Origin of the sequence: Pseudomonas sp. 34 E 7 (assembly GCF_900005715.1) — a bacterium.
Lineage (GTDB): Bacteria > Pseudomonadota > Gammaproteobacteria > Pseudomonadales > Pseudomonadaceae > Aquipseudomonas > Aquipseudomonas orientalis_A.
Genome location: NZ_CVTX01000129.1, coordinates 13,482 through 34,107, shown reverse-complemented (window position 1 = coordinate 34,107; position 20,626 = coordinate 13,482). Strand labels below are relative to the sequence as shown.

18 protein-coding genes, 4 tRNA genes and 1 riboswitch are annotated in these 20,626 nt (G+C 59.0%); of the genes, 17 read left to right on the top strand and 5 right to left on the bottom strand.

Annotated elements, in window-relative coordinates; all coding sequences use genetic code 11:
- Positions 1–234 precede the first annotated feature (234 nt).
- The 7 genes from BFP96_RS11040 to astE all read left to right on the top strand — a co-directional run bounded on the left by BFP96_RS11040 (position 235) and on the right by astE (position 7,981).
- The gene (locus BFP96_RS11040) at positions 235–1,455 is read left to right on the top strand and encodes an aspartate aminotransferase family protein (protein ID WP_065884425.1); all 1,221 of its coding nucleotides are present in this window, start codon (positions 235–237) and stop codon (positions 1,453–1,455) included.
- A gap of 198 nt (positions 1,456–1,653) precedes the next feature.
- On the top strand, positions 1,654–2,673 hold the full coding sequence (aruF, locus tag BFP96_RS11035; protein ID WP_065884426.1) for an arginine/ornithine succinyltransferase subunit alpha: 1,020 nt from the start codon (positions 1,654–1,656) through the stop codon (positions 2,671–2,673).
- 51 nt (positions 2,674–2,724) lie between these two features.
- Positions 2,725–3,750 carry an arginine N-succinyltransferase gene (astA, locus tag BFP96_RS11030; RefSeq protein ID WP_065884427.1) on the top strand — a complete coding sequence of 342 codons (1,026 nt, stop codon included), beginning with the start codon at positions 2,725–2,727 and terminating at the stop codon, positions 3,748–3,750.
- Positions 3,747–5,216 (top strand): succinylglutamate-semialdehyde dehydrogenase, encoded by a 1,470-nt coding sequence (astD, locus tag BFP96_RS11025; RefSeq protein ID WP_163001579.1) that lies wholly within the window; start codon positions 3,747–3,749, stop codon positions 5,214–5,216. The genes astA and astD overlap by 4 nt, the downstream gene beginning before the upstream one ends.
- A gap of 88 nt (positions 5,217–5,304) precedes the next feature.
- Positions 5,305–6,651, top strand: coding sequence for an N-succinylarginine dihydrolase (astB, locus tag BFP96_RS11020; protein WP_065895867.1), 1,347 nt, complete (start codon positions 5,305–5,307; stop codon positions 6,649–6,651).
- A 26-nt stretch (positions 6,652–6,677) separates the two neighbouring features.
- Entirely contained in the window at positions 6,678–6,965 is a 288-nt protein-coding gene (locus tag BFP96_RS11015) for a topoisomerase II (RefSeq protein ID WP_065884430.1), read from the top strand.
- Between the two features lie 11 nt (positions 6,966–6,976).
- The gene (gene astE, locus BFP96_RS11010; protein WP_065936185.1) at positions 6,977–7,981 is read left to right on the top strand and encodes a succinylglutamate desuccinylase; all 1,005 of its coding nucleotides are present in this window, start codon (positions 6,977–6,979) and stop codon (positions 7,979–7,981) included.
- 131 nt (positions 7,982–8,112) lie between these two features.
- Here the strand turns inward: astE and BFP96_RS11005 are convergent, their stop codons facing one another.
- On the bottom strand, positions 8,113–8,622 hold the full coding sequence (locus tag BFP96_RS11005; RefSeq protein WP_057723717.1) for a 6,7-dimethyl-8-ribityllumazine synthase: 510 nt from the start codon (positions 8,620–8,622) through the stop codon (positions 8,113–8,115).
- Between the two features lie 97 nt (positions 8,623–8,719).
- A riboswitch (FMN riboswitch) is annotated at positions 8,720–8,889 on the bottom strand.
- Between the two features lie 190 nt (positions 8,890–9,079).
- Here BFP96_RS11005 and ltaE point away from each other — a divergent pair.
- From ltaE to mgtE, 8 genes are all read left to right on the top strand, one after another.
- Entirely contained in the window at positions 9,080–10,084 is a 1,005-nt protein-coding gene (gene ltaE / locus BFP96_RS11000) for a low-specificity L-threonine aldolase (protein ID WP_065936186.1), read from the top strand.
- Positions 10,085–10,230: 146 nt separating this feature from the next.
- On the top strand, positions 10,231–12,849 hold the full coding sequence (gene alaS / locus BFP96_RS10995; RefSeq protein WP_065936187.1) for an alanine--tRNA ligase: 2,619 nt from the start codon (positions 10,231–10,233) through the stop codon (positions 12,847–12,849).
- 97 nt (positions 12,850–12,946) lie between these two features.
- The gene (locus BFP96_RS10990) at positions 12,947–14,188 is read left to right on the top strand and encodes an aspartate kinase (protein WP_057723714.1); all 1,242 of its coding nucleotides are present in this window, start codon (positions 12,947–12,949) and stop codon (positions 14,186–14,188) included.
- A 174-nt stretch (positions 14,189–14,362) separates the two neighbouring features.
- Positions 14,363–14,551: a carbon storage regulator CsrA gene (gene csrA, locus BFP96_RS10985; protein ID WP_003175645.1), complete on the top strand. Its 189-nt coding sequence runs from the start codon at positions 14,363–14,365 to the stop codon at positions 14,549–14,551.
- Between the two features lie 62 nt (positions 14,552–14,613).
- A tRNA-Ser gene (locus BFP96_RS10980) sits at positions 14,614–14,704 on the top strand.
- Positions 14,705–14,812: 108 nt separating this feature from the next.
- Positions 14,813–14,889 (top strand) — tRNA-Arg (locus BFP96_RS10975).
- 73 nt (positions 14,890–14,962) lie between these two features.
- Positions 14,963–15,039: transfer RNA gene (locus BFP96_RS10970), tRNA-Arg, on the top strand.
- Between the two features lie 348 nt (positions 15,040–15,387).
- The gene (mgtE, locus tag BFP96_RS10965) at positions 15,388–16,830 is read left to right on the top strand and encodes a magnesium transporter (RefSeq protein ID WP_065892684.1); all 1,443 of its coding nucleotides are present in this window, start codon (positions 15,388–15,390) and stop codon (positions 16,828–16,830) included.
- A 96-nt stretch (positions 16,831–16,926) separates the two neighbouring features.
- Here mgtE and BFP96_RS10960 read toward each other — a convergent pair whose 3' ends face one another.
- The 3 genes from BFP96_RS10960 to BFP96_RS10950 all read right to left on the bottom strand — a co-directional run bounded on the left by BFP96_RS10960 (position 16,927) and on the right by BFP96_RS10950 (position 18,065).
- A complete protein-coding gene (locus BFP96_RS10960) occupies positions 16,927–17,253 on the bottom strand; it encodes an Arc family DNA-binding protein (protein ID WP_065884435.1) in 327 nt (108 codons plus the stop codon).
- A gap of 393 nt (positions 17,254–17,646) precedes the next feature.
- Positions 17,647–17,826, bottom strand: a complete 180-nt coding sequence (locus BFP96_RS10955; RefSeq protein ID WP_065884436.1) for a PA3371 family protein — start codon at positions 17,824–17,826, stop codon at positions 17,647–17,649.
- Positions 17,827–17,837: 11 nt separating this feature from the next.
- A complete protein-coding gene (locus BFP96_RS10950) occupies positions 17,838–18,065 on the bottom strand; it encodes a hypothetical protein (RefSeq protein WP_065895870.1) in 228 nt (75 codons plus the stop codon).
- Between the two features lie 319 nt (positions 18,066–18,384).
- Here BFP96_RS10950 and BFP96_RS10945 point away from each other — a divergent pair.
- Both BFP96_RS10945 and BFP96_RS10940 read left to right on the top strand, forming a co-directional pair.
- Positions 18,385–18,461 (top strand) — tRNA-Arg (locus tag BFP96_RS10945).
- A 146-nt stretch (positions 18,462–18,607) separates the two neighbouring features.
- Positions 18,608–19,906, top strand: coding sequence for a hypothetical protein (locus tag BFP96_RS10940; protein WP_065936188.1), 1,299 nt, complete (start codon positions 18,608–18,610; stop codon positions 19,904–19,906).
- Here BFP96_RS10940 and BFP96_RS10935 read toward each other — a convergent pair.
- Positions 19,903–20,514 (bottom strand): recombinase family protein, encoded by a 612-nt coding sequence (locus BFP96_RS10935; protein WP_065936189.1) that lies wholly within the window; start codon positions 20,512–20,514, stop codon positions 19,903–19,905. The genes BFP96_RS10940 and BFP96_RS10935 overlap by 4 nt on opposite strands.
- Positions 20,515–20,626: the final 112 nt, after the last annotated feature.

Sequence of the window (20,626 nt, the reverse complement as noted above, 5' to 3'; positions counted from 1 at the left end):
TTTAGATAGTTAGCGCGTCGCCACCCTTTCACCGGATATCCTGACGCAAACCTGATGCACCGTTTAAACTGCGCCATTGCGACGCTATTTGTCGCATTGGCGTAAACCCCCGAAAAACGCGGGTTGGCGCTATAAGAAGTTGTCGCTTGGCGACAAGGCCCAGCCGAAAACTGTCCTTACAATCCCTGCATCGCCCGCCAGTTCCAGGCAGGCGTTCCTCTTCAGGAGACTCCGATGTCCGTTGAGCAAGCCCCGGTGCAACGTGCCGATTTCGACCAGGTCATGGTGCCCAACTATGCACCTGCCGCCTTTATTCCCGTGCGTGGCGCAGGTTCGCGCGTGTGGGACCAGGCGGGTCGTGAGTTGATCGATTTTGCCGGCGGCATCGCGGTCAACGTATTGGGCCACGCCCATCCGGCGCTGGTCGGTGCGCTGACCGAACAGGCCAACAAACTGTGGCATGTCTCCAACGTGTTCACCAATGAGCCGGCGCTGCGCCTGGCTCATAAGCTGATCGACGCCACGTTTGCCGAGCGCGTGTTCTTCTGCAACTCCGGCGCCGAAGCCAACGAGGCCGCCTTCAAGCTGGCCCGTCGCGTCGCGTTCGACCGTTTCGGCAGCGAGAAGTACGAGATCATCGCCGCGCTGAACAGCTTCCACGGCCGTACGCTGTTCACCGTCAACGTCGGTGGCCAGTCCAAGTACTCCGATGGTTTCGGGCCGAAAATCACTGGCATCACCCATGTGCCTTACAACGACCTGGCTGCACTGAAGGCCGCTGTGTCGGACAAGACGTGCGCCGTGGTGCTGGAGCCGATCCAGGGTGAGGGCGGTGTATTGCCGGCCGAACTGACTTACCTGCAAGGCGCCCGCGAACTGTGCGACGCCCACGACGCGCTGTTGGTATTTGACGAAGTGCAAACCGGCATGGGCCGCAGCGGTCACCTGTTCGCCTACCAGCATTACGGCGTGACGCCGGACATCCTCACCAGCGCCAAGAGCCTGGGCGGCGGTTTCCCGATTGCCGCGATGCTCACCCGTGAAGACCTGGCCAAGCACCTGGTGGTCGGCACCCACGGCACCACCTATGGCGGCAACCCGCTGGCGTGCGCGGTGGCGGAAGCCGTGATCGACGTGATCAACACCCCCGAAGTGCTGGCCGGCGTGAATGCCAAACACGCGCTGTTCAAGGCGCGCCTGGAGCAGATCGGCACGCAATACGGCATCTTTACGCAAGTGCGCGGCATGGGCTTGCTGATCGGTTGTGTGCTCAGCGATGCATTCAAAGGCAGGGCCAAGGACGTGTTCAACGCCGCCGAGAAAGAGAACCTGATGATCCTGCAAGCCGGCCCGGACGTGCTGCGCTTTGCGCCAAGCCTGGTGGTGGAAGAGGCGGACATCAAGGAAGGCCTGGACCGTTTTGAACGTGCTGTGAAGACGTTGACCCAAGCCTGATAGCAACACATTTGGCAGGTCGGACCGTTTCCAAATGTGGGAAGGGGCTTGCCCCCGATGGCGGTGGATCAGTCCCCTGATTTATCAACTGACACACTGCTATCGGGGGCCAGCCCCCTCCCACGTGGGATCTGTGTGAACTCAGTTCCCGTGTCCGGTATTTTTTCCTATGAGTTTTTCGAGTTAAGGAGTGACACCATGCTGGTGATGCGCCCCGCGCAAATGGCTGATCTGGGCGAGGTACAGCGTCTGGCTGCGGACAGCCCGATTGGTGTGACTTCCTTGCCGGATGATGTGGAACGCCTGAGCGACAAGATCGCCGCCAGTGAAGCGTCCTTCGCGGCCGAAGTGAGTTTCAACGGTGAAGAAAGCTATTTCTTCGTGCTTGAAGACACCGACACCGGCAAGCTCGCCGGCTGCTCGGCCATCGTTGCTTCAGCCGGCTACTCCGAGCCGTTCTACAGTTTTCGTAACGAAACCTTTGTGCACGCCTCCCGCGAGCTGAAGATCCACAACAAGATCCACGTGCTTTCCCAGTGCCACGACCTGACCGGCAATAGCCTGCTCACCAGTTTCTACGTGAAGCCTGCATTGGTCGGTTCGCCGTGGTCGGAACTCAATTCCCGTGGTCGCCTGCTGTTCGTCGCCAGCCACCCGGAGCGCTTTGCCGATTCGGTGGTGACCGAGATCGTTGGCTACAGCGACGAAAACGGCGATTCGCCGTTCTGGGACGCCATCGGTCGCAACTTCTTCGACCTCAACTACGCCGCCGCCGAGCGCCTGTGCGGGCTGAAAAGCCGTACCTTCCTCGCCGAGCTGATGCCGCATTACCCGATCTACGTGCCGCTGCTGCCGGACGCAGCCCAGGAGGCCATGGGCCAGGTGCACCCGCGTGCACAGATCACCTTCGACATCCTGATGCGCGAAGGCTTCGAGACCGATCACTACATCGACATCTTCGACGGCGGCCCGACGCTGCACGCGCGGGTGTCGGGGATTCGCTCGATTGCCCAGAGCCGCGTGGTGCCGGTGAAAATCGGCGAGATGGCCAAGGGCGTCGGTCGCCAGTACCTGGTGAGCAACGCGCAGTTGCAGGATTACCGCGCGGTGATGCTGGAGCTGGACTACGCGCCGGGCAAGCCAGTGATTCTGGACCTGGAGGCAGCTGAAGCCCTGGGTGTGGGCGAAGGTGCGAGTGTGCGCCTGGTTGCGGTTTAAAAAGAGAGTTTCGCGGGTGGCTGACCACAGCGGCCCGTTCGAGGAGATAGCATGATCGTTCGTCCCGTACGCAGCAGCGATTTACCGGCCCTGATTGACCTGGCGCGCAGCACCGGCACCGGCCTCACCACCTTGCCGGCCAACGAAGAGCGCCTGACCCATCGCGTGGGCTGGGCGGAGAAAACCTTTCGCGGCGAAGCCGGGCGCGGCGATGCGGACTACCTGTTCGTGCTGGAAAACGACGAAGGTCGGGTAGTGGGGATTTCGGCCATTGCCGGCGCCGTCGGCCTGCGCGAGCCCTGGTACAACTTCCGGGTCGGCCTGACGGTCAGCGCCTCCCAGGAGTTGAATATCTACCGCGAAATTCCGACGTTGTTCCTGGCCAACGACCTCACCGGCAATTCCGAGCTGTGCTCGTTGTTCCTGCACGCCGATTACCGCAACGGCCTCAATGGCCGCATGCTGGCCAAGGCGCGCCTGTTGTTCATCGCCGAATTCCCGCAATTGTTTGGCAACAAGATCATTGCCGAGATGCGCGGCGTGTCCAACGAGGCAGGGCGCTCGCCGTTCTGGGAAAGCCTGGGCCGACACTTCTTCAAGATGGAGTTCAGCCAGGCCGACTACCTCACCGGCGTCGGCAACAAGGCGTTTATCGCCGAGCTGATGCCGAAGTTTCCGCTGTACAGCTGCTTTCTTTCCGAAGACGCGCGCAACGTGATCGGCAAGGTGCATCCGGACACCGAGCCGGCGCTGAGCATGCTCAAGAGCGAAGGCTTCAGCTACCAGGGCTATGTGGATATTTTCGACGCGGGCCCGGCGGTGGAGTGTGAAACCAGCAAGATTCGTGCGGTGCGCGACAGCCAGGCGCTGGTGCTGGCAATCGGCACGCCGGGGGACGACGCCACGCCGTTCCTGATCCATAACCGCAAACGCGAAGACTGCCGCATCACGGCCGCACCGGCCCGCCTGGCTGCGGGCACGTTGGTGGTCGATCCCCAGACCGCCAGGCGCCTGCAGTTGGTGGTCGGTGATCAAGTGCGTGCTGTTGCGTTGTCTGCTGCTCGGGAGTCGAAATAATGAATTCGTTGTACATCGCAGGTAGCTGGCTGGCTGGCCAGGGTGAACTGTTTGAGTCGCGTAACCCGGTCACCCAGCAAGTGCTGTGGAGCGGCAATGGCGCGACGGCCGAACAGGTCGAGTCCGCCGTGCAGGCTGCGCGTCAGGCGTTTCCAGGCTGGGCTCGGCAGTCGTTGGAAGAGCGCATCGGTGTGCTCGAAACCTTCGCCGCCACGCTGAAAAGCCGCGCTGATGAAATCGCCCGCTGCATTGGTGAGGAAACTGGCAAGCCGCTGTGGGAATCGGCGACTGAAGTCACCAGCATGGCCAACAAGATCGCCATCTCGGTGCAAAGTTATCGCGAGCGTACCGGCGAGAAGAGCGGCGCCCTGGGCGACGCCACCGCTGTGCTGCGCCACAAGCCTCACGGTGTGGTGGCGGTGTTCGGCCCCTACAACTTTCCCGGTCACTTGCCGAACGGGCATATTGTCCCGGCGCTGCTGGCGGGTAACACCGTGCTGTTCAAACCGAGCGAGCTGACGCCCAAAGTTGCCGAGCTGACCGTGCAGTGCTGGATCGAAGCGGGTTTACCGGCGGGTGTATTGAACCTGCTGCAAGGCGCGCGGGAAACCGGTATCGCGCTGGCGGCCAACCCAGGCATCGACGGTCTGTTCTTCACCGGTTCCAGCCGAACCGGCAACCACCTGCACCAGCAGTTCTCCGGGCGTCCGGACAAGATCCTGGCCCTGGAAATGGGTGGCAACAACCCGCTGGTGGTAGACGAAGTGGCCGACGTGGATGCGGCGGTGTACACCATCATCCAGTCGGCGTTTATCTCCGCCGGCCAGCGCTGCACCTGCGCCCGTCGCTTGCTGGTGCCGGAAGGCGCCTGGGGCGATGCGTTGCTGGCACGTCTGGTAGCGGTCAGCGCCGCCATTGAAGTGGGCGCGTTCGACCAGCAACCGCCGCCATTCATGGGCTCGGTGATTTCCCTGGCTGCCGCCAAAGCCTTGATGGACGCCCAGGAACTGATGTTGGCCAATGGCGCTGTGGCGCTGCTGGAAATGACCCAACCCCGGGACCAGGCCGCCTTGCTGACCCCGGGCATCATCGACGTGACCTCAGTGACCGAGCGCGAAGACGAAGAACTGTTCGGCCCGCTGTTGCAGGTGATTCGCTACGCAGATTTTGCTTCGGCGATTGCCGAGGCCAACGACACCCAGTACGGCCTGGCCGCAGGCCTGCTGTCGGATTCCGAGGCGCGTTACCAGCAGTTCTGGCTGGAAAGCCGCGCCGGTATCGTCAACTGGAACAAACAGCTGACCGGCGCCGCCAGCACCGCGCCGTTTGGCGGGGTCGGGGCCTCGGGTAACCATCGCGCCAGTGCGTATTACGCGGCCGATTATTGCGCGTACCCGGTGGCGTCGCTGGAGACCCCAACGTTGGCGGTGCCCGCCACGCTAACACCTGGCATTACGCTTATTTGAATGTGGGAGGGGGCAAGCCCCCTCCCACACTGAATCTGTGGTGTGTTGAAGATTGCCTATAAGAACAGATGTTCGTGGAGCCTCGCCGATGAAATCCTATGAAGTCAATTTTGACGGTCTAGTGGGGCCGACCCATAACTACGGCGGCTTGTCCTTCGGCAACGTCGCGTCCCAGAGCAACAGCCAGCAGCATTCCAACCCCAGGGAAGCGGCGTTGCAGGGGCTGCAAAAAATGAAAGCGCTGATGGACATGGGCTTTGTGCAAGGCGTACTCGCGCCCCAGGAGCGCCCGGATGTGGCCGCTCTGCGCAACCTCGGTTTCAGCGGCACCGACGCTCAGGTCATCGAGCAGGCGGCCAGGCACGCCATGCCGTTGTTGGTGGCGAGCTGCTCGGCGTCGAGCATGTGGGTGGCCAACGCCGCCACGGTCAGTCCCAGCGCCGACACGGCGGATGGCCGCGTGCATTTCACCGCTGCCAACCTCAACTGCAAATACCACCGCAGCATCGAACACCCGACCACCAGCCGCGTGCTGGGGGCGATGTTCGCCGACCAGAAGCACTTCGCCCACCACGCGGCATTGCCGGCGGTGGCACAGTTTGGCGATGAGGGCGCGGCCAATCACACGCGCTTTTGCCGTGAATACGGTGAGGCCGGCGTCGAGTTCTTCGTGTTTGGCCGCAGTGCGTTCGATGCTCGCTACCCGGCCCCGCAAAAATATCCAGCGCGCCAGACACTCGAGGCGTCCCAGGCGGTTGCACGTCTGCACGGCCTGAAGGATGACGGCGTGGTCTACGCCCAGCAGAACCCGGCGGTGATCGATGCCGGTGTGTTCCACAACGACGTGATCGCGGTCGGCAACGGCGAGGTGCTGTTCTACCACGAGGACGCGTTCCTCAACACCGAACAGATGCTCGCCGAACTGCAGGGCAAGTTGGGCAAGCGGGGCGGCAACTTCCAGTCCGTGTGTGTGCCGCGTTCCCAGGTCAGCGTCGAAGATGCGGTGCGCTCCTACTTGTTCAACAGCCAGTTGCTGACACGTCCCGATGGCTCGATGCTGCTGATCGTGCCGGAAGAATGCCGCGCCAACCCGCGCGTCTGGGCGTACCTGCAGCACCTCACGGCCAGCGGCGGCTTGATCCGCGAAGTGAAGGTGTTCGACCTCAAGCAAAGCATGCAGAACGGCGGCGGCCCGGCGTGCCTGCGTTTGCGTGTGGCGTTGAACGAAACCGAACTGGCGGCGGTGAATCCAGGCGTTATCATGACCGCGCCGCTGTACGACACCCTGACCCAATGGGTCAACAGGCACTACCGCGACAGCCTGCGCGAAACCGACCTGGCTGACCCGCAATTGCTGCTTGAGTGCCGGACGGCACTGGATGAACTGACGCAAATCCTTAAACTGGGCTCGGTTTATCCTTTCCAGATCAATTAACGCCCTACGGCTGAGATATTTTATTTATGACCGACACCCTGAAGCTGATCCTTGAAGACACCGACGGCACCCAGCTGGAAACCTCCTGCACCCGCGTTGCCGTGGTCTGGCAGGGCAAGGAGATCTGGATCCAGCATGACGGCCGTGGCCAACTGCTGATCGGTGTGGATGTGGAAGAGGGCGACGCCGAGTACGCCAACCTGCTGATGCGCCCGCTGGCGACCAACCTGATGAGCCTGGAACTGGAAATGGAACCGGCTGACGTCGAAGGAGATGACGACGATCACGTCCACGGCCCAGGCTGCAACCACTAAGGAAGCTGCTTATGCTCGCCCTCGGCAAACTGCTTGAACTGACCCTCGCCGGTCGCGAACCGGCGCAAAAAATTCAACTGACTGTCGACGGCGTGCAAATGCGCTGGCTCAGTGAGGGCGCGCTTGAAGTGCGCCCGCCTGAAGCCCGGGACAATGGCGGCGACCTGCTGCTGTCGTCCGGCATCCATGGCAACGAAACCGCGCCGATCGAACTGCTCGACCGCCTGTTGCATGGCATCGCCCGTGGGGAGATCAAGCCCCGCACCCGTATTCTGTTCCTGTTCGGCAACCCCGAGGCCATGCGTCGCGGCGAGCGTTACCTTGAACTGGACATCAACCGGCTGTTCAACGGCCGGCATGAAAGCAACATTGGTCCCGAAGCCATGCGCGCCGCCGAACTTGAACAGTTGGCCCGCAGCTTTTTCAGCCAGCCGGGCCGTTCGCGCCTGCATTACGACCTGCACACCGCGATTCGCGGCTCGAAGATCGAGCAATTTGCGCTGTACCCGTGGAAAGAAGGGCGCCAGCATTCGCGCCGTGAGCTGGAGCGCCTGCGCGCCGCCGGAATGGAGGCGGTGCTGCTGCAGAACAAAGCCTCTATCACCTTCACGGCGTTCACCTACGAACGACTCGACGCCGAGGCCTTCACCCTGGAGCTGGGCAAGGCCCGTCCTTTCGGCCAGAACCAGAGCGTGGATGTGTCCAGGCTGGAGACGCGCCTCAAGCACATCATCGAAGGCACCGAGCCTGAGACAGGCGACCTCGACGGCTTGAAGCTGTTCGCCGTCGCACGGGAAATCATCAAGCACAGCGACGCGTTCCTACTGCATTTGCCGGCGGACGTGGAAAACTTTTCGGAATTGGAAAAGGGGTATCTGCTGGCCGAAGATGTGGCCCAGACCCGCTGGGTGATCGAGGAGGAGGGCGTACGCATCATCTTCCCCAACCCGAAGGTGAAGAATGGTTTGCGCGCGGGAATTCTCATCGTGCCGACCACAGAAGCTGGCCTTGCATAGATCTCAGGCCTGACTGGCTTCAAATGTGGGAGGGGGCTTGCCCCCGATAGCGGTGTTTCAGCTACAGATGAGCTGACTGACACACCGCCATCGGGGGCAAGCCCCCTCCCACACTCGTTTTGCGGTGTTGCTTAGACCGCTACAGCACGCGGCTCGCTACGACGGATCGCCCGCACCTTGTGCAGGGTGTCGGCACACGTACGCGCAGCTTCCTGGCCCTTGTGCACGAAATGCTCGTAGAAGAAGGTGGTGTGTTCGCTGCCCCCGTGGAAATGGTGGGGAGTCAGGGATACCGAAAATACCGGCACTTCGGTTTCCAACTGCACCTGCATCAGGCCGCTGACCACCGATTGGGCGACGAATTCGTGACGATAAATGCCGCCGTCCACCACCAGCGCGGCGGCGACGATACCGGCGTAACGGCCGGTCTTGGCCAGCAGCTTGGCGTGCAGGGGCATTTCAAAGGCGCCGCCGACTTCGAAGAAATCGATGTCCGATTCCTGGTAGCCCTGGGCGATCATTTCGGCGAGGAAGCCTTTGCGCGACTGGTCGACAATATCCTTGTGCCAGCAGGCCTGGATAAACGCGACACGCTCGCCGTGATGGTTTTTGCTTTTGCTGTCGATTGCGGTGGGTTGCATGTTCTGACTCCTGTTTAAGAAAAAAACAGGGCGTTATGAATCGAATGGGATTTAAGGGTACGCGTGCGCGAACAGGCGCGCGGCCCTTAGGTGCCAATCCCGTTCTCTCTTCATCCGGACTATGACCGTCGGCCCCGGGATCACACCGGGTCTGCTGACCTTGTCGCCGTCCTGCCTGAGCAGTTCGAGGCGCCAAGCGCTCGCGGGCTATGCACATTGCGCGCAATTACCGCCGGTGGGGAATTACACCCCGCCCTGAGAACGTTGCCGCCAGAACCCTGGCGGCGCAGAGTTTTTAACATGGTTTTTCAAAAACTGCACGGTTGCCGTATCGATAAGCTATATCGGTTTGTTTGGTGGGTATTCGATTGAGTGCAGCGGGGACTTGATATTGCGTGGCTTTGCCCGCAGTAATCACTCACAAAAGGACTTATCCATTCCGTTAGAGGCCCCCTTCATGACCGTGATCGACCTGCGCAGCGACACCGTGACTCAACCCACCCCCGGTATGCTCGATGCGATGGCCAGCGCCGTCAGCGGTGATGACGTCTACGGCGAAGACCCCAGCGTCAACCAACTGGAGGCTGAACTGGCCAGGCGCCTGGGGTTCGACGCTGCGCTGTTCGTGCCCACCGGCACCATGAGCAACCTGCTGGCGTTGATGGCCCACTGTGAGCGCGGCGAGGAATATATCGTCGGGCAACAGGCCCATACCTACAAATACGAAGGCGGCGGGGCGGCCGTGCTCGGTTCAATCCAGCCGCAGCCGCTGGAAGTGCAGGCCGACGGTTCCCTCGACCTGAATCACGTGCTCGACGCCATCAAGCCCGACGACTTCCACTTCGCCCGTACGCGCTTGCTGGCGCTGGAAAACACCATGCAGGGCAAGGTGCTGCCGCTGGAATATCTGGCCCGGGCGCGTGCGTTTACCCGTGAACACGGCCTGGCTTTGCACTTGGATGGCGCGCGGCTTTACAACGCAGCGGTCAAATTGGGCGTGGAGGCACGAGAGATTGCCCGGCATTTCGATTCGGTGTCGGTGTGCCTGTCCAAGGGGCTCGGCGCACCGGTCGGCTCGGTGCTGTGCGGTTCCACCGCGTTGATCGCCAAGGCGCGGCGCCTGCGCAAGATGGTCGGCGGCGGCATGCGCCAGGCCGGTTCCCTGGCGGCGGCGGGCCTGTATGCCCTGGATCACCAGGTGCAGCGTTTGGCCGATGACCACGCCAATGCGCAGTGGCTGGGGGATGCGTTGCGCCAGGCCGGTTATACGGTCGAGCCGGTACAGACCAACATGGTCTATGTGCAGATGGGCGATCGGGCGCAGGCCCTGAAAGGCTTTGCCGCCGAGCACGGGATCAAGTTGAGCGCCGCGCCGCGTCTGCGCATGGTCACGCATTTGGATGTCAGTCGGGCCCAGATTGAGCAAGTCGTGCAGACATTCGTCGCATTTTCGCGGAAATGACAGTGCAGGCCGTCTAATTGACTGTTTCTATCACATAAACACGCTGTACCACCGGCAAAGGGCCGATATAATGCGGCCCTTTGCCGTCGCTTCGTCTGATGATGTTGCGCACTGGCCTTTGGCCGCAGCCTCCGTGGAAGAACCTAATGAAAAGCGCAGAAATCCGTGAAGCCTTCCTTCGCTTCTTCGAAGAGCAAGGCCACACCCGTGTAGCCTCAAGCTCCTTGATCCCAGGCAATGACCCAACCCTGCTGTTCACTAACGCGGGGATGAACCAGTTCAAGGACTGCTTCCTGGGCCAGGAAAAGCGCGCCTACACCCGCGCCACCAGCAGTCAGAAGTGCGTACGCGCCGGCGGCAAGAACAGCGATCTGGAAAACGTCGGTTACACCGCGCGCCACCACACCTTCTTCGAAATGCTGGGCAACTTCAGCTTTGGCGATTATTTCAAGAAAGACGCGATCACCTTTGCCTGGACCTTCCTGACCGGCGTGCTGAAGCTGCCCAAGGAAAAGCTCTGGGTCACCGTCTACGCGACGGATGACGAAGCGTATGACATCTGGACCCAGCAAATCGGTGTGCCCGCCGAACGCATGATCCGCATCGGTGACAACAAGGGCGCGCCTTACGCGTCCGATAACTTCTGGACCATGGGCGATACCGGCCCGTGCGGCCCCTGCACCGAGATTTTCTACGATCACGGCGCCGACATCTGGGGCGGCCCGCCGGGTTCGCCGGATGAAGATGGCGACCGCTATATCGAAATCTGGAACAACGTGTTCATGCAGTTCAACCGCACCGCCGATGGCGTGTTGCATCCGTTGCCGGCACCGTCGGTGGACACCGGCATGGGGCTGGAGCGCATCAGTGCGGTCATGCAGCACGTTCACTCCAACTATGAAATCGACCTGTTTACCAACCTGTTGAGTGCCTCGGCTGCGGCCATTGGCTGCGCCAATGAGAGCCAGTCTTCGCTCAAGGTGGTCTCGGACCACATCCGTTCCTGCGGTTTCCTGATTGCCGATGGCGTGTTGCCGTCCAACGAAGGCCGGGGCTATGTGCTGCGCCGCATTATCCGTCGCGCCTGCCGTCACGGTAACAAACTGGGTGCGACCGGCAGCTTCTTCTACAAGATCGTGGCTGCGCTGGTGGCCGAGATGGGCGACGCCTTTCCGGAACTCAAGCAGCAACAAGCCAACATCGAGCGGGTGCTCAAGGCTGAAGAAGAGCAGTTCTCCAAGACCCTGGAGCATGGCCTGAAAATCCTCGAGCAGGACCTGGCTGAGCTCAAGGGTACGGTGGTGCCGGGCGACGTGGTGTTCAAGCTTTACGACACCTACGGTTTCCCAATGGACCTGACCGCCGACATCGCCCGCGAACGCGAGCTGACCGTCGATGAGGTAGGTTTTGAGCGCGAGATGGAGGCCCAGCGTGTGCGCGCGCGTTCGGCCAGCTCGTTTGGCCTGGACTACAACACCTTGGTCAAGGTTGATGTACCCACCGAGTTCATCGGCTACAAGGCAACCGCCGGCTCCGCCAAAATCGTTGCCATTTATAAAGACGGCAAGTCAGTCGATGTGCTGAACGAGGGCGATGAAGCGGTCGTGGTCCTGGACCAGACGCCGTTCTACGCTGAGTCGGGTGGCCAGATCGGTGACTGTGGTTTCCTCGGTTCGACGTCCGGTCGTTTCGAGGTGCGCGACACCACCAAGACCGGTGGTGCGTTCCTGCACCATGGTGTGTTGGTGCTGGGCAACCTGGTCGTGGGTGCGCCGGTCGATACTCAGGTCGATGCCGATGTACGGCATGCAACCGCGCTGAACCATTCGGCCACTCACTTGCTGCACGCTGCGTTGCGCCAGGTGCTCGGTGAGCATGTCCAGCAGAAGGGGTCGTTGGTCGATAGCCAGCGCCTGCGTTTCGATTTCAGCCATTTCGAAGCGATCAAGCCTGAGCAGATCAAGGCGCTGGAAGATATCGTCAACGCGGAAATTCGCAGGAACAGCCCGGTTGAAACCGAGGAAACGGATATCGAGACCGCCAGGAACAAAGGCGCCATGGCGCTGTTCGGCGAGAAATACGGCGACCAAGTGCGCGTACTGAGCATGGGCGGCAGCTTCTCGGTGGAACTGTGTGGCGGTATCCACGCCAATCGCACCGGTGACATCGGCCTGTTGAAAATCATCAGCGAAGGCGGCGTGGCCTCGGGTGTGCGCCGTATCGAGGCGGTGACCGGCGCCGCGGCGCTGGCCTACCTCAATGCCGCCGAAGAACAACTCAAGGAAGCGGCCGGCCTGGTCAAGGGCAGCCGCGACAATCTGATCGACAAGCTGTCCGCCGTGCTTGAGCGCAACCGCGCGCTGGAGAAACAGCTGGAGCAGTTGCAGGCCAAGGCAGCCAGTGCCGCGGGCGACGATCTGTCGGCCTCGGCGGTTGACGTCAAGGACGTAAAAGTCCTGGCGGCGCGCCTGGACGGTCAGGACGGCAAGGCGTTGCTGGCCTTGGTCGATCAGTTGAAGAACAAGCTCGGCCGCGCAGTGATCCTGCTCGGCAGTGTCCATGAGGATAAGGTCGTTCTGGTTGCCGGTGTAACCAAGGACCTGACTGGCCAACTCAAAGCCGGTGATTTGATGAAGCAAGCTGCTGCGGCAGTGGGCGGCAAGGGCGGTGGTCGTCCGGACATGGCGCAAGGCGGTGGTGTGGATGCCGGCGCCCTGGACGCGGCCCTGGCCTTGGCCGTGCCGTTTGTCGAGGCAGGTATTTAAGGCGCTGTTAATGAGCCCATGGTTTAGTCGTGGGCTCGCTCGGTTGCTGGAAGATTCGTTTATTGGGCGCCCCTTTACGGGCTGAGGCGGCTTAGAAATGGCTTTGATCGTACAGAAATTCGGAGGCACCTCGGTCGGTTCTGTCGAAAGAATCGAGCAGGTCGCCGACAAGGTTAAGAAGTTCCGTGATGCCGGCGACGACCTGGTGGTCGTGCTGTCGGCCATGAGCGGCGAGACCAATCGCCTGATCGACCTGGCCAAGGCCATCAGCGGTGATCAACAGCCGCTGCCGCGTGAGCTGGATGTCATTGTGTCCACCGGTGAGCAGGTGACTATTGCGTTGCTGGCCATGGCGTTGAACAAGCGCGGTGTGCCGGCGGTGTCCTACACTGGTAGCCAGGTGCGCATTCTTACCGACAGCGCGCATACCAAGGCGCGCATCCTGCAGATCGACGATCAGAAGATTCGTGCCGATCTGAAGGCTGGACGCGTGGTGGTTGTAGCCGGTTTCCAGGGGGTGGACGAGCAGGGCAATATCACCACCCTCGGGCGTGGCGGTTCGGATACCACGGGCGTGGCGCTGGCAGCGGCTCTCAAGGCCGACGAATGCCAGATCTATACCGATGTGGATGGCGTCTACACCACTGATCCGCGCGTTGTGTCCGTGGCCCAGCGCCTGGACAAGATCACCTTTGAAGAGATGCTGGAAATGGCCAGCCTTGGTTCCAAGGTGTTGCAGATCCGTGCGGTGGAGTTCGCCGGCAAGTACAACGTTCCGCTGCGCGTACTGCACAGCTTCAAGGAGGGTCCGGGCACCCTCATTACTATTGATGAAGAGGAATCCATGGAACAGCCGATCATTTCCGGCATCGCTTTCAACCGCGACGAAGCCAAGCTGACGATCCGTGGCGTGCCAGACACTCCAGGTGTGGCCTTCAAGATCCTCGGCCCTATCAGCGGTGCGAATATCGAAGTCGACATGATCGTGCAGAACGTTTCGCACGATAACACCACCGATTTCACCTTCACCGTGCACCGCAACGAGTACGATGCGGCCGAGCGTATCCTGCAGAACACGGCGAAGGAGATCGGCGCCCGTGAAGTGATCGGTGATACCAAGATCGCCAAGGTATCGATCGTGGGCGTGGGCATGCGCTCCCACGCAGGTGTTGCCAGCCGCATGTTCGAGGCGCTGGCCAAGGAAAGTATCAACATCCAGATGATCTCTACATCAGAGATCAAAGTCTCGGTGGTGATCGAGGAGAAGTACCTGGAGCTGGCTGTGCGCGCGCTGCATACCGCTTTTGAGCTGGACGCTCCGGCCCGACAGGGCGAGTGATGCGATGCCAGAAAGGCGCGGCTTACCGCGCCTTTCATTTTTTTGTTGAGCGCATGTTCTTTTGCGTGGGCTCGACAATACTTAGGCGGTAGGGCTATGGCCGTCTGGTTGTAGGTCCAATGCCTTTTTTTTGCAGACTGTTGTTCCTGAAATGAATTGCGTGAGGTGAAAGGTATGTTGATTCTGACTCGTCGTTGCGCAGAAAGCCTGATTATCGGTGATGGCGAAATCACCGTGACCGTGCTCGGCGTCAAAGGCAATCAAGTGCGTATCGGGGTTAACGCTCCGAAAGAGGTAGCGGTCCATCGCGAGGAAATCTACCTGCGGATCAAGAAAGAGAAGGACGAAGAACCAAGCCTTTAATTTTTATCGTTTTTTATGTTTGCAAACGGGGAGGAACGTGGTTAATATACGCCCCGTGTTGCGGAGAGCTGGCCGAGTGGCCGAAGGCGCTCCCCTGCTAAGGGAGTACACCTCAAAAGGGTGTCGGGGGTTCGAATCCCCCGTTCTCCGCCATTATTTGCTTAGTACGTTGCAATCTGGTTTTTTCGGTAAGTTGTTGAAAATACTCGAAAAAATAGCTTTACATAGAGATTGAACGGCCTATAATGCGCGGCAACAAATGCACTCGTAGCTCAGCTGGATAGAGTACTCGGCTACGAACCGAGCGGTCACAGGTTCGAATCCTGTCGAGTGCACCATTTAAGAGTTGGTTGCAGTAATGCAGGTGACTTGGCTCCAACCAGTTGTGATCTGGTCTAAAAAGCACAATCTGCACTCGTAGCTCAGCTGGATAGAGTACTCGGCTACGAACCGAGCGGTCACAGGTTCGAATCCTGTCGAGTGCACCATACAAACAAAAAGCCCGCCTAGTGCGGGCTTTTTGCCGTCTGGGGTTTGTGTAGGTTTTATCCTGGCGCAGGCCTTTTTCGATTTTCCGTGTGTTTTCCCTTCCGGCTGTGTCGTCGCAGTTCATGGATGCAGCCAATACTCAACTTTGGCTTGCAAGCGCTTGTTCTTTCCAGTTTTTTGACGTTAAAAGCGGTTGGTCGGTGTATCATGCGCCGGTCAGCCCCGCCGGGGCTTATGGACTGCCTCCATGGACTTACCCAGTAGTTACTCAGTACCCCGCTTTACCAATCATGAATTGACTGATTGATCCTTCCGGCGCGCTCCGCTGCTGGGGGTGGAGTTCGCCTATGACCGAAGTAGAAGTAAAGAAAACACAAGAAAGCCTGCAGGATCGTCTGGCTCAAGTTATCGAGCTGCTGCAGCGCCAGCGCGTGGTCGAAGACCTCACGCACCGCCAGGAAGGTCCGCACCATGACCGCGTCGAAAACCTGGTTCACCGGCAAAATCTTGTCGAGTTGCAACGTAAGCTGGATGACCTGCACTCCGCCGACGTCGCTTACATCCTCGAAGCCTTGCCGTTGGATGATCGGCTGACGCTCTGGCAACTGGTCAAGGCTGATCGCGACGGCGACATTCTCCTCGAAGTATCCGATTCGGTTCGCGAAACCCTGATTGCCGACATGGACGATCATGAGCTCCTGGCTGCGGCCAAGGAGATGGACGCGGACGAACTGGCCGACCTGGCGCCTGAATTGCCGCGTGATGTTGTTCATGAGCTGATGGAGGCGTTGGACACTCAGCAGCGTGAGCGTGTGCGTTCGGCACTGTCTTATGATGAAGACCAGGTCGGCGCGCTGATGGACTTCGAGATGGTCACCATCCGCGAGGATGTCAGCCTGGAAGTGGTGTTGCGCTACCTGCGTCGTCTCAAAGAGCTGCCTGGCCACACCGACAAGCTGTTTGTGGTCGACTACGAAGGCATCCTCAAGGGCGTATTGCCCATCAAGCGCCTGCTGGTAAATGATCCGGAGAAGAGGGTTGCTGACCTGATGGCCAGCGATACCGTGAGCTTTCATCCGGATGAAGATGCCTACGACGCGGCCCAGGCTTTTGAGCGTTACGACTTGATCTCGGCTCCGGTGGTCGACAAGAACGGCAAGCTGATCGGCCGTCTGACAATCGATGAAATCGTCGACTTGATTCGCGAAGAGAGTGAAACCGAAGTCCTCAACATGGCAGGTTTGCGTGAAGAGGAAGACATTTTTGCGTCAGTCTGGCGTTCGTTGCATAACCGCTGGGCGTGGCTGGCCGTCAATTTGATTACCGCGTTTATCGCGTCCCGCGTGATCGGTCTGTTTGAAGGCTCCATCGAAAAGTTGGTGGCCTTGGCAGCTTTGATGCCGATAGTGGCTGGCATCGGCGGCAATTCCGGTAACCAGACTATCACCATGATCGTACGTGCCATGGCCTTGGATCAGGTCAGTACCGCAAACTCTTCGCGTCTGTTGCGCAAGGAATTGGCGGTGGGCCTTATCAATGGCCTGGTATGGGGCGGAGTGATAGGGGTGGTGGCTTACTTGCTATATGGCAGTTGGTCGTTGGGCGTGGTGATGACCGCTGCCATGACTCTCAATTTATTGTTGGCTGCCTTGATGGGGGTTCTGATTCCCATGACCTTGGCGCGTTTGGGGCGCGATCCTGCGATGGGGGCCAGCGTGATGATTACGGCCATGACCGACAGTGGGGGCTTTTTCATCTTCCTGGGCTTGGCCACCATCTTCCTGCTCTGACCTTCCCTGCGAGGGCAATTCTGCCCTCGCCTCCCTTGCTCAAATCCCACACAAAAAAAAGCCAGCATATAGCTGGCTTCGGCTTTCAAGTGTAAATCAATTAGCTTCTGCGGCCGCCTCTACGTCGTGCGCGATCAGCGAAACGAGAGCATTTTGCTGGCGGTGGGAAAGCTGACGAAAACGCTGCAGCAGTTCGCGTTCGTGCAGTGACAGCTCCGGACTGTCCAGGCGCATGCTTAGCTCTTCACCCAAAGCACCTTCCTGAATAAGGCTCTGTTCCAGGCGAGCGATGATTTCCGAGTTCATGCTGCGATGATGATTGCGGGCCACATCGGCAATGCGTTCCCGCATTCCGTCTGGCAGACGTACGACGAACTTGTCAGCCGTACGGCTGGAATAAATTGCCTGTTTCAATGGGCGCATATATTTAACCGGTTAGTTCAGGGGAGCGGTTTCTGGAATTGGCCGCAAGGATGTGTGTTAAGACAAGGCTCACGACCAAAGTTCAACCCGAATTGCAAAGAGGCCGCATCATGCCTCAGATTTGACATTTCCTTGGCGTCAATTCTGTGACAAATATTGAACCGCCTACAGGCTTTATGCCAGCACTGATTTGCATTTTTGCGGACTGGTTGGAAAAGTTTTTGCTCGGATCGGACATTCCTGATCTTCGCGCAAACCTTATCCCGCATCGGGTTGAAGAGCTCGCGCCAGAAGCAATATGGCCTTTTGCCCTCATCTACGAGGGTAGTGGCAGTTTGCTGTTTTACTAGCGCAGGGCGACGTAAGGTAGGGCAGGGTTTGAGGCGGGGAGGGCTAGCGCAGCACGGGGTCGAATTTGATACGACGACCAATGGCGAGCGACACGATCAGCAGGCAGCCGAACACAGCGCTGGCGATAAATGCGAGGGTCGCGCTTTCCCGCATATCGTTACTCAAACCCAGTAGAGCGGTGAGAAGCGTCAGGCAAAGAAATAACCATGCGGATTTGGACATGAGTAGCGCTCTCAAAATACCCAGTGTTCGGATGCTGGGGCTTCTTGGGTGCCTTGGGCCAAGCGAATGGGCGATTGGGCATTGGCAGTCATGACCGCCAACTGTGGACGTTGCTGCAGATGGTGGGGGACGGGTTGATTGATCTGAGCAGTGTCTTGGAAATCGGCAGGCTGGAAGTGAAAGGTTGCCAGCGCGGCCAGTGCCAATGCGTTGAGGCCGAGCAAAAGGGCGCTGTTCATGATTTCTTCTCCGTATGCCTGTATCAAATCGGGTTAGTAGAAGAACTATTGCAGCTCTCGTGCCAACCTATTAGTTCAATATAAACAATGGCTTGCGGGTCAGTCGAGGTTGTGGTGCATTGCAATTTGCAATGATGGCAATTTGCTGGGATGCAATCTGCACGATGGGGCGGGGCGAGCGAATGTAGTGCGGCGCCACGTATATGCTTGCAGGATTGGCCTACGATCAAAAAGCCAACGGATGACATGACAAACTTTACCGTGGCCGTTAACATGCACGCCGTCCGTCGCTGAGCCTTTGGCCCGACGATCGCGACATGTCCCAGTAGCTCAATTGGATAGAGCATCCCCCTCCTAAGGGGAAGGTTGGCCGTTCGAACCGGCCCTGGGACACCATATAATTCAATGATTTAGCACTCCCACAACACTTCTGTTTTTGATCCGTGGGTGCATGGCGGGTGCAACGATCCGATTAGAGCCTCGCGCAACTCCTTGCGCGGGGCTTTTACGTTTATGGTTCACGCATATATGCAGGAGGCAAAATGCACCCGTTGTTAGAAGAATTAAGTAGTGAGCTTGAGTTGCTAGCGCAGGAGATTGCCGATCAATTTCCAAGTGACGAGCCCCTTTCAACATTCCAGTCGAACTGGTCCTTTCCTGGTCTCACTGGCACTGAGCTAATGAGCAAGGCGCACCGGCTCGAACGCCTTATCACTGATAGGGGGGGCGATTTTCTTGGATCTTATGAAGAGGACCTTGCGAGCTACCCTAAACGCCTGCAGTACCTCAGGAAAGCAACTGTCCCGAATATGTGGGACAACGCTTCTCAGGCGGTGCCTGCCTATGTTTTGACGTTAGAAGGCTTGGAGCAGGCTCTTGAGCCGATCCTTCTGAGCGAGCACGACCTATCGAAGAGTATTCAGCAGTCGCTTAAGAAGGTTCGAGCTATCGAGGCGCGTGTTGGCGATTTAGCTGAGAGGTCGTTGGACTTAGATCAGCAGGTAGCGCGTATCGAAAACGCCAATAGTGCAGCCGAGGAATTACCTGCCGATCTTCAGTTGCTGAAGGAGGCTAGGCAGCGGGTCGACATCGTTGTTAAAGGCGCCGATTCCGACAAGGCAGCTATCGAAGCTGCCAAAAAACGGATTGAAGAGTTAGAGGTCACAATATCAAAAGCCGCTGAAGATGCCCGGAATGTCACTGAGCTTTGTGAGCAGGCTTATGCTTCTGCCACAAGTACGGGGCTTGCGGCTGCGTTCACTGAGCGATCCCGCGCATTAGATTTTTCAATGTGGGGCTGGGTGTTTGGGCTTGTTGTCGCTCTGGGGGCTGGGAGCTTTTTCGGGTCAATTCAAGTGGAGCGGCTTGGACGAATGATCGGTGACTCGTCAGCGAGTGGCTTTTCGATCACCGTTAACCTGGTGCTAGCGGTGCTTTCTGTGGGTGCGCCGGTATGGTTTGCATGGCTGTCAACGAAGCAAATTGGACAGCGCTTCCGGCTTTCTGAAGATTATGCATTCAAAGCATCCATTTCTCGTGCTTATGAAGGTTATCGTCGGGAAGCTGCGAAGATTGATCCAGATCTGGAAAAGCAGCTCCTGAAGTCTGCGCTGTCTAGGTTTGATGAGCAGCCACTCAGGCTTGTAGAAACCGACAGTTTCGGTAGCCCATGGCATGAGTTTCTGTCGTCTGGAATCATCAAGGACGCTGCCAAAAGCGTTCCTGGCTTTATGCAAAAAGTCACAGACTTGGCGGCGTCCTCCCTTGAGCGAAAAGGAAAGATCGAGCCCCCTAAAGTTGCGTCGAACGACCCATCTCCAGTAGAGGAAGCCAAGGCCTAGTTTTGATCGCGGATTCTTAAAACTGTCGTTGTCGAGCAGTCGGCGTGTCGTGCGGTTGCTCGAATCCCCAATCCGGCGTTAAGCAACTCTCTAACGCGCCCATGCAGATCTAAGTCGATGGGCCTACCTTGGTATTTTCCGGCAGCCCTGGCCTTTTCAATGCCTTGGGCCTGACGCTGCCGGCGCTGTTCGTAATCCTTGCGCGCAATGGCGGCCATCATTTCCACCAGCATTGAGTTGATGGCCCCCAGCATCCGACCGGTGAACTCGTCGCCCTTAGTGTCCTGCATTCCCTGGTGGCTGGTCGGCAGGTCGAGCGCGACGATGCGCAGGCCCTTGGAGTCAATAGCGGCCTTCAGCTTTTGCCAATCCTCCACCGGCAAGCGGGAGAGGCGGTCTATCGACTCCACCAGCAACACGTCACCCTTGCGGGCATCCTTCAGCAGGCGCAGCAGCTCGGGCCGGTCGGCGGTGGCGCCGCTGGCGTTCTCCAGGTACACGCTTGCTATTACGTTGTTATGGTCGCTGGCGAACTGCTCGAGCGAAGCCCGGGCACGGCCGGCGTCTTGTTCGTCGGTGGAGGCTCGGAGGTATGCGCGGATGAACATGATGGGTGCCTGTATCAGTTAGGGCGTTCTACTAACACTGTCACACTTTGGGTGTTACTTATCAAGCGGAAAGCCCGAAAAAGGCAAAATAAGCCTGTATCTGGATAGGCAT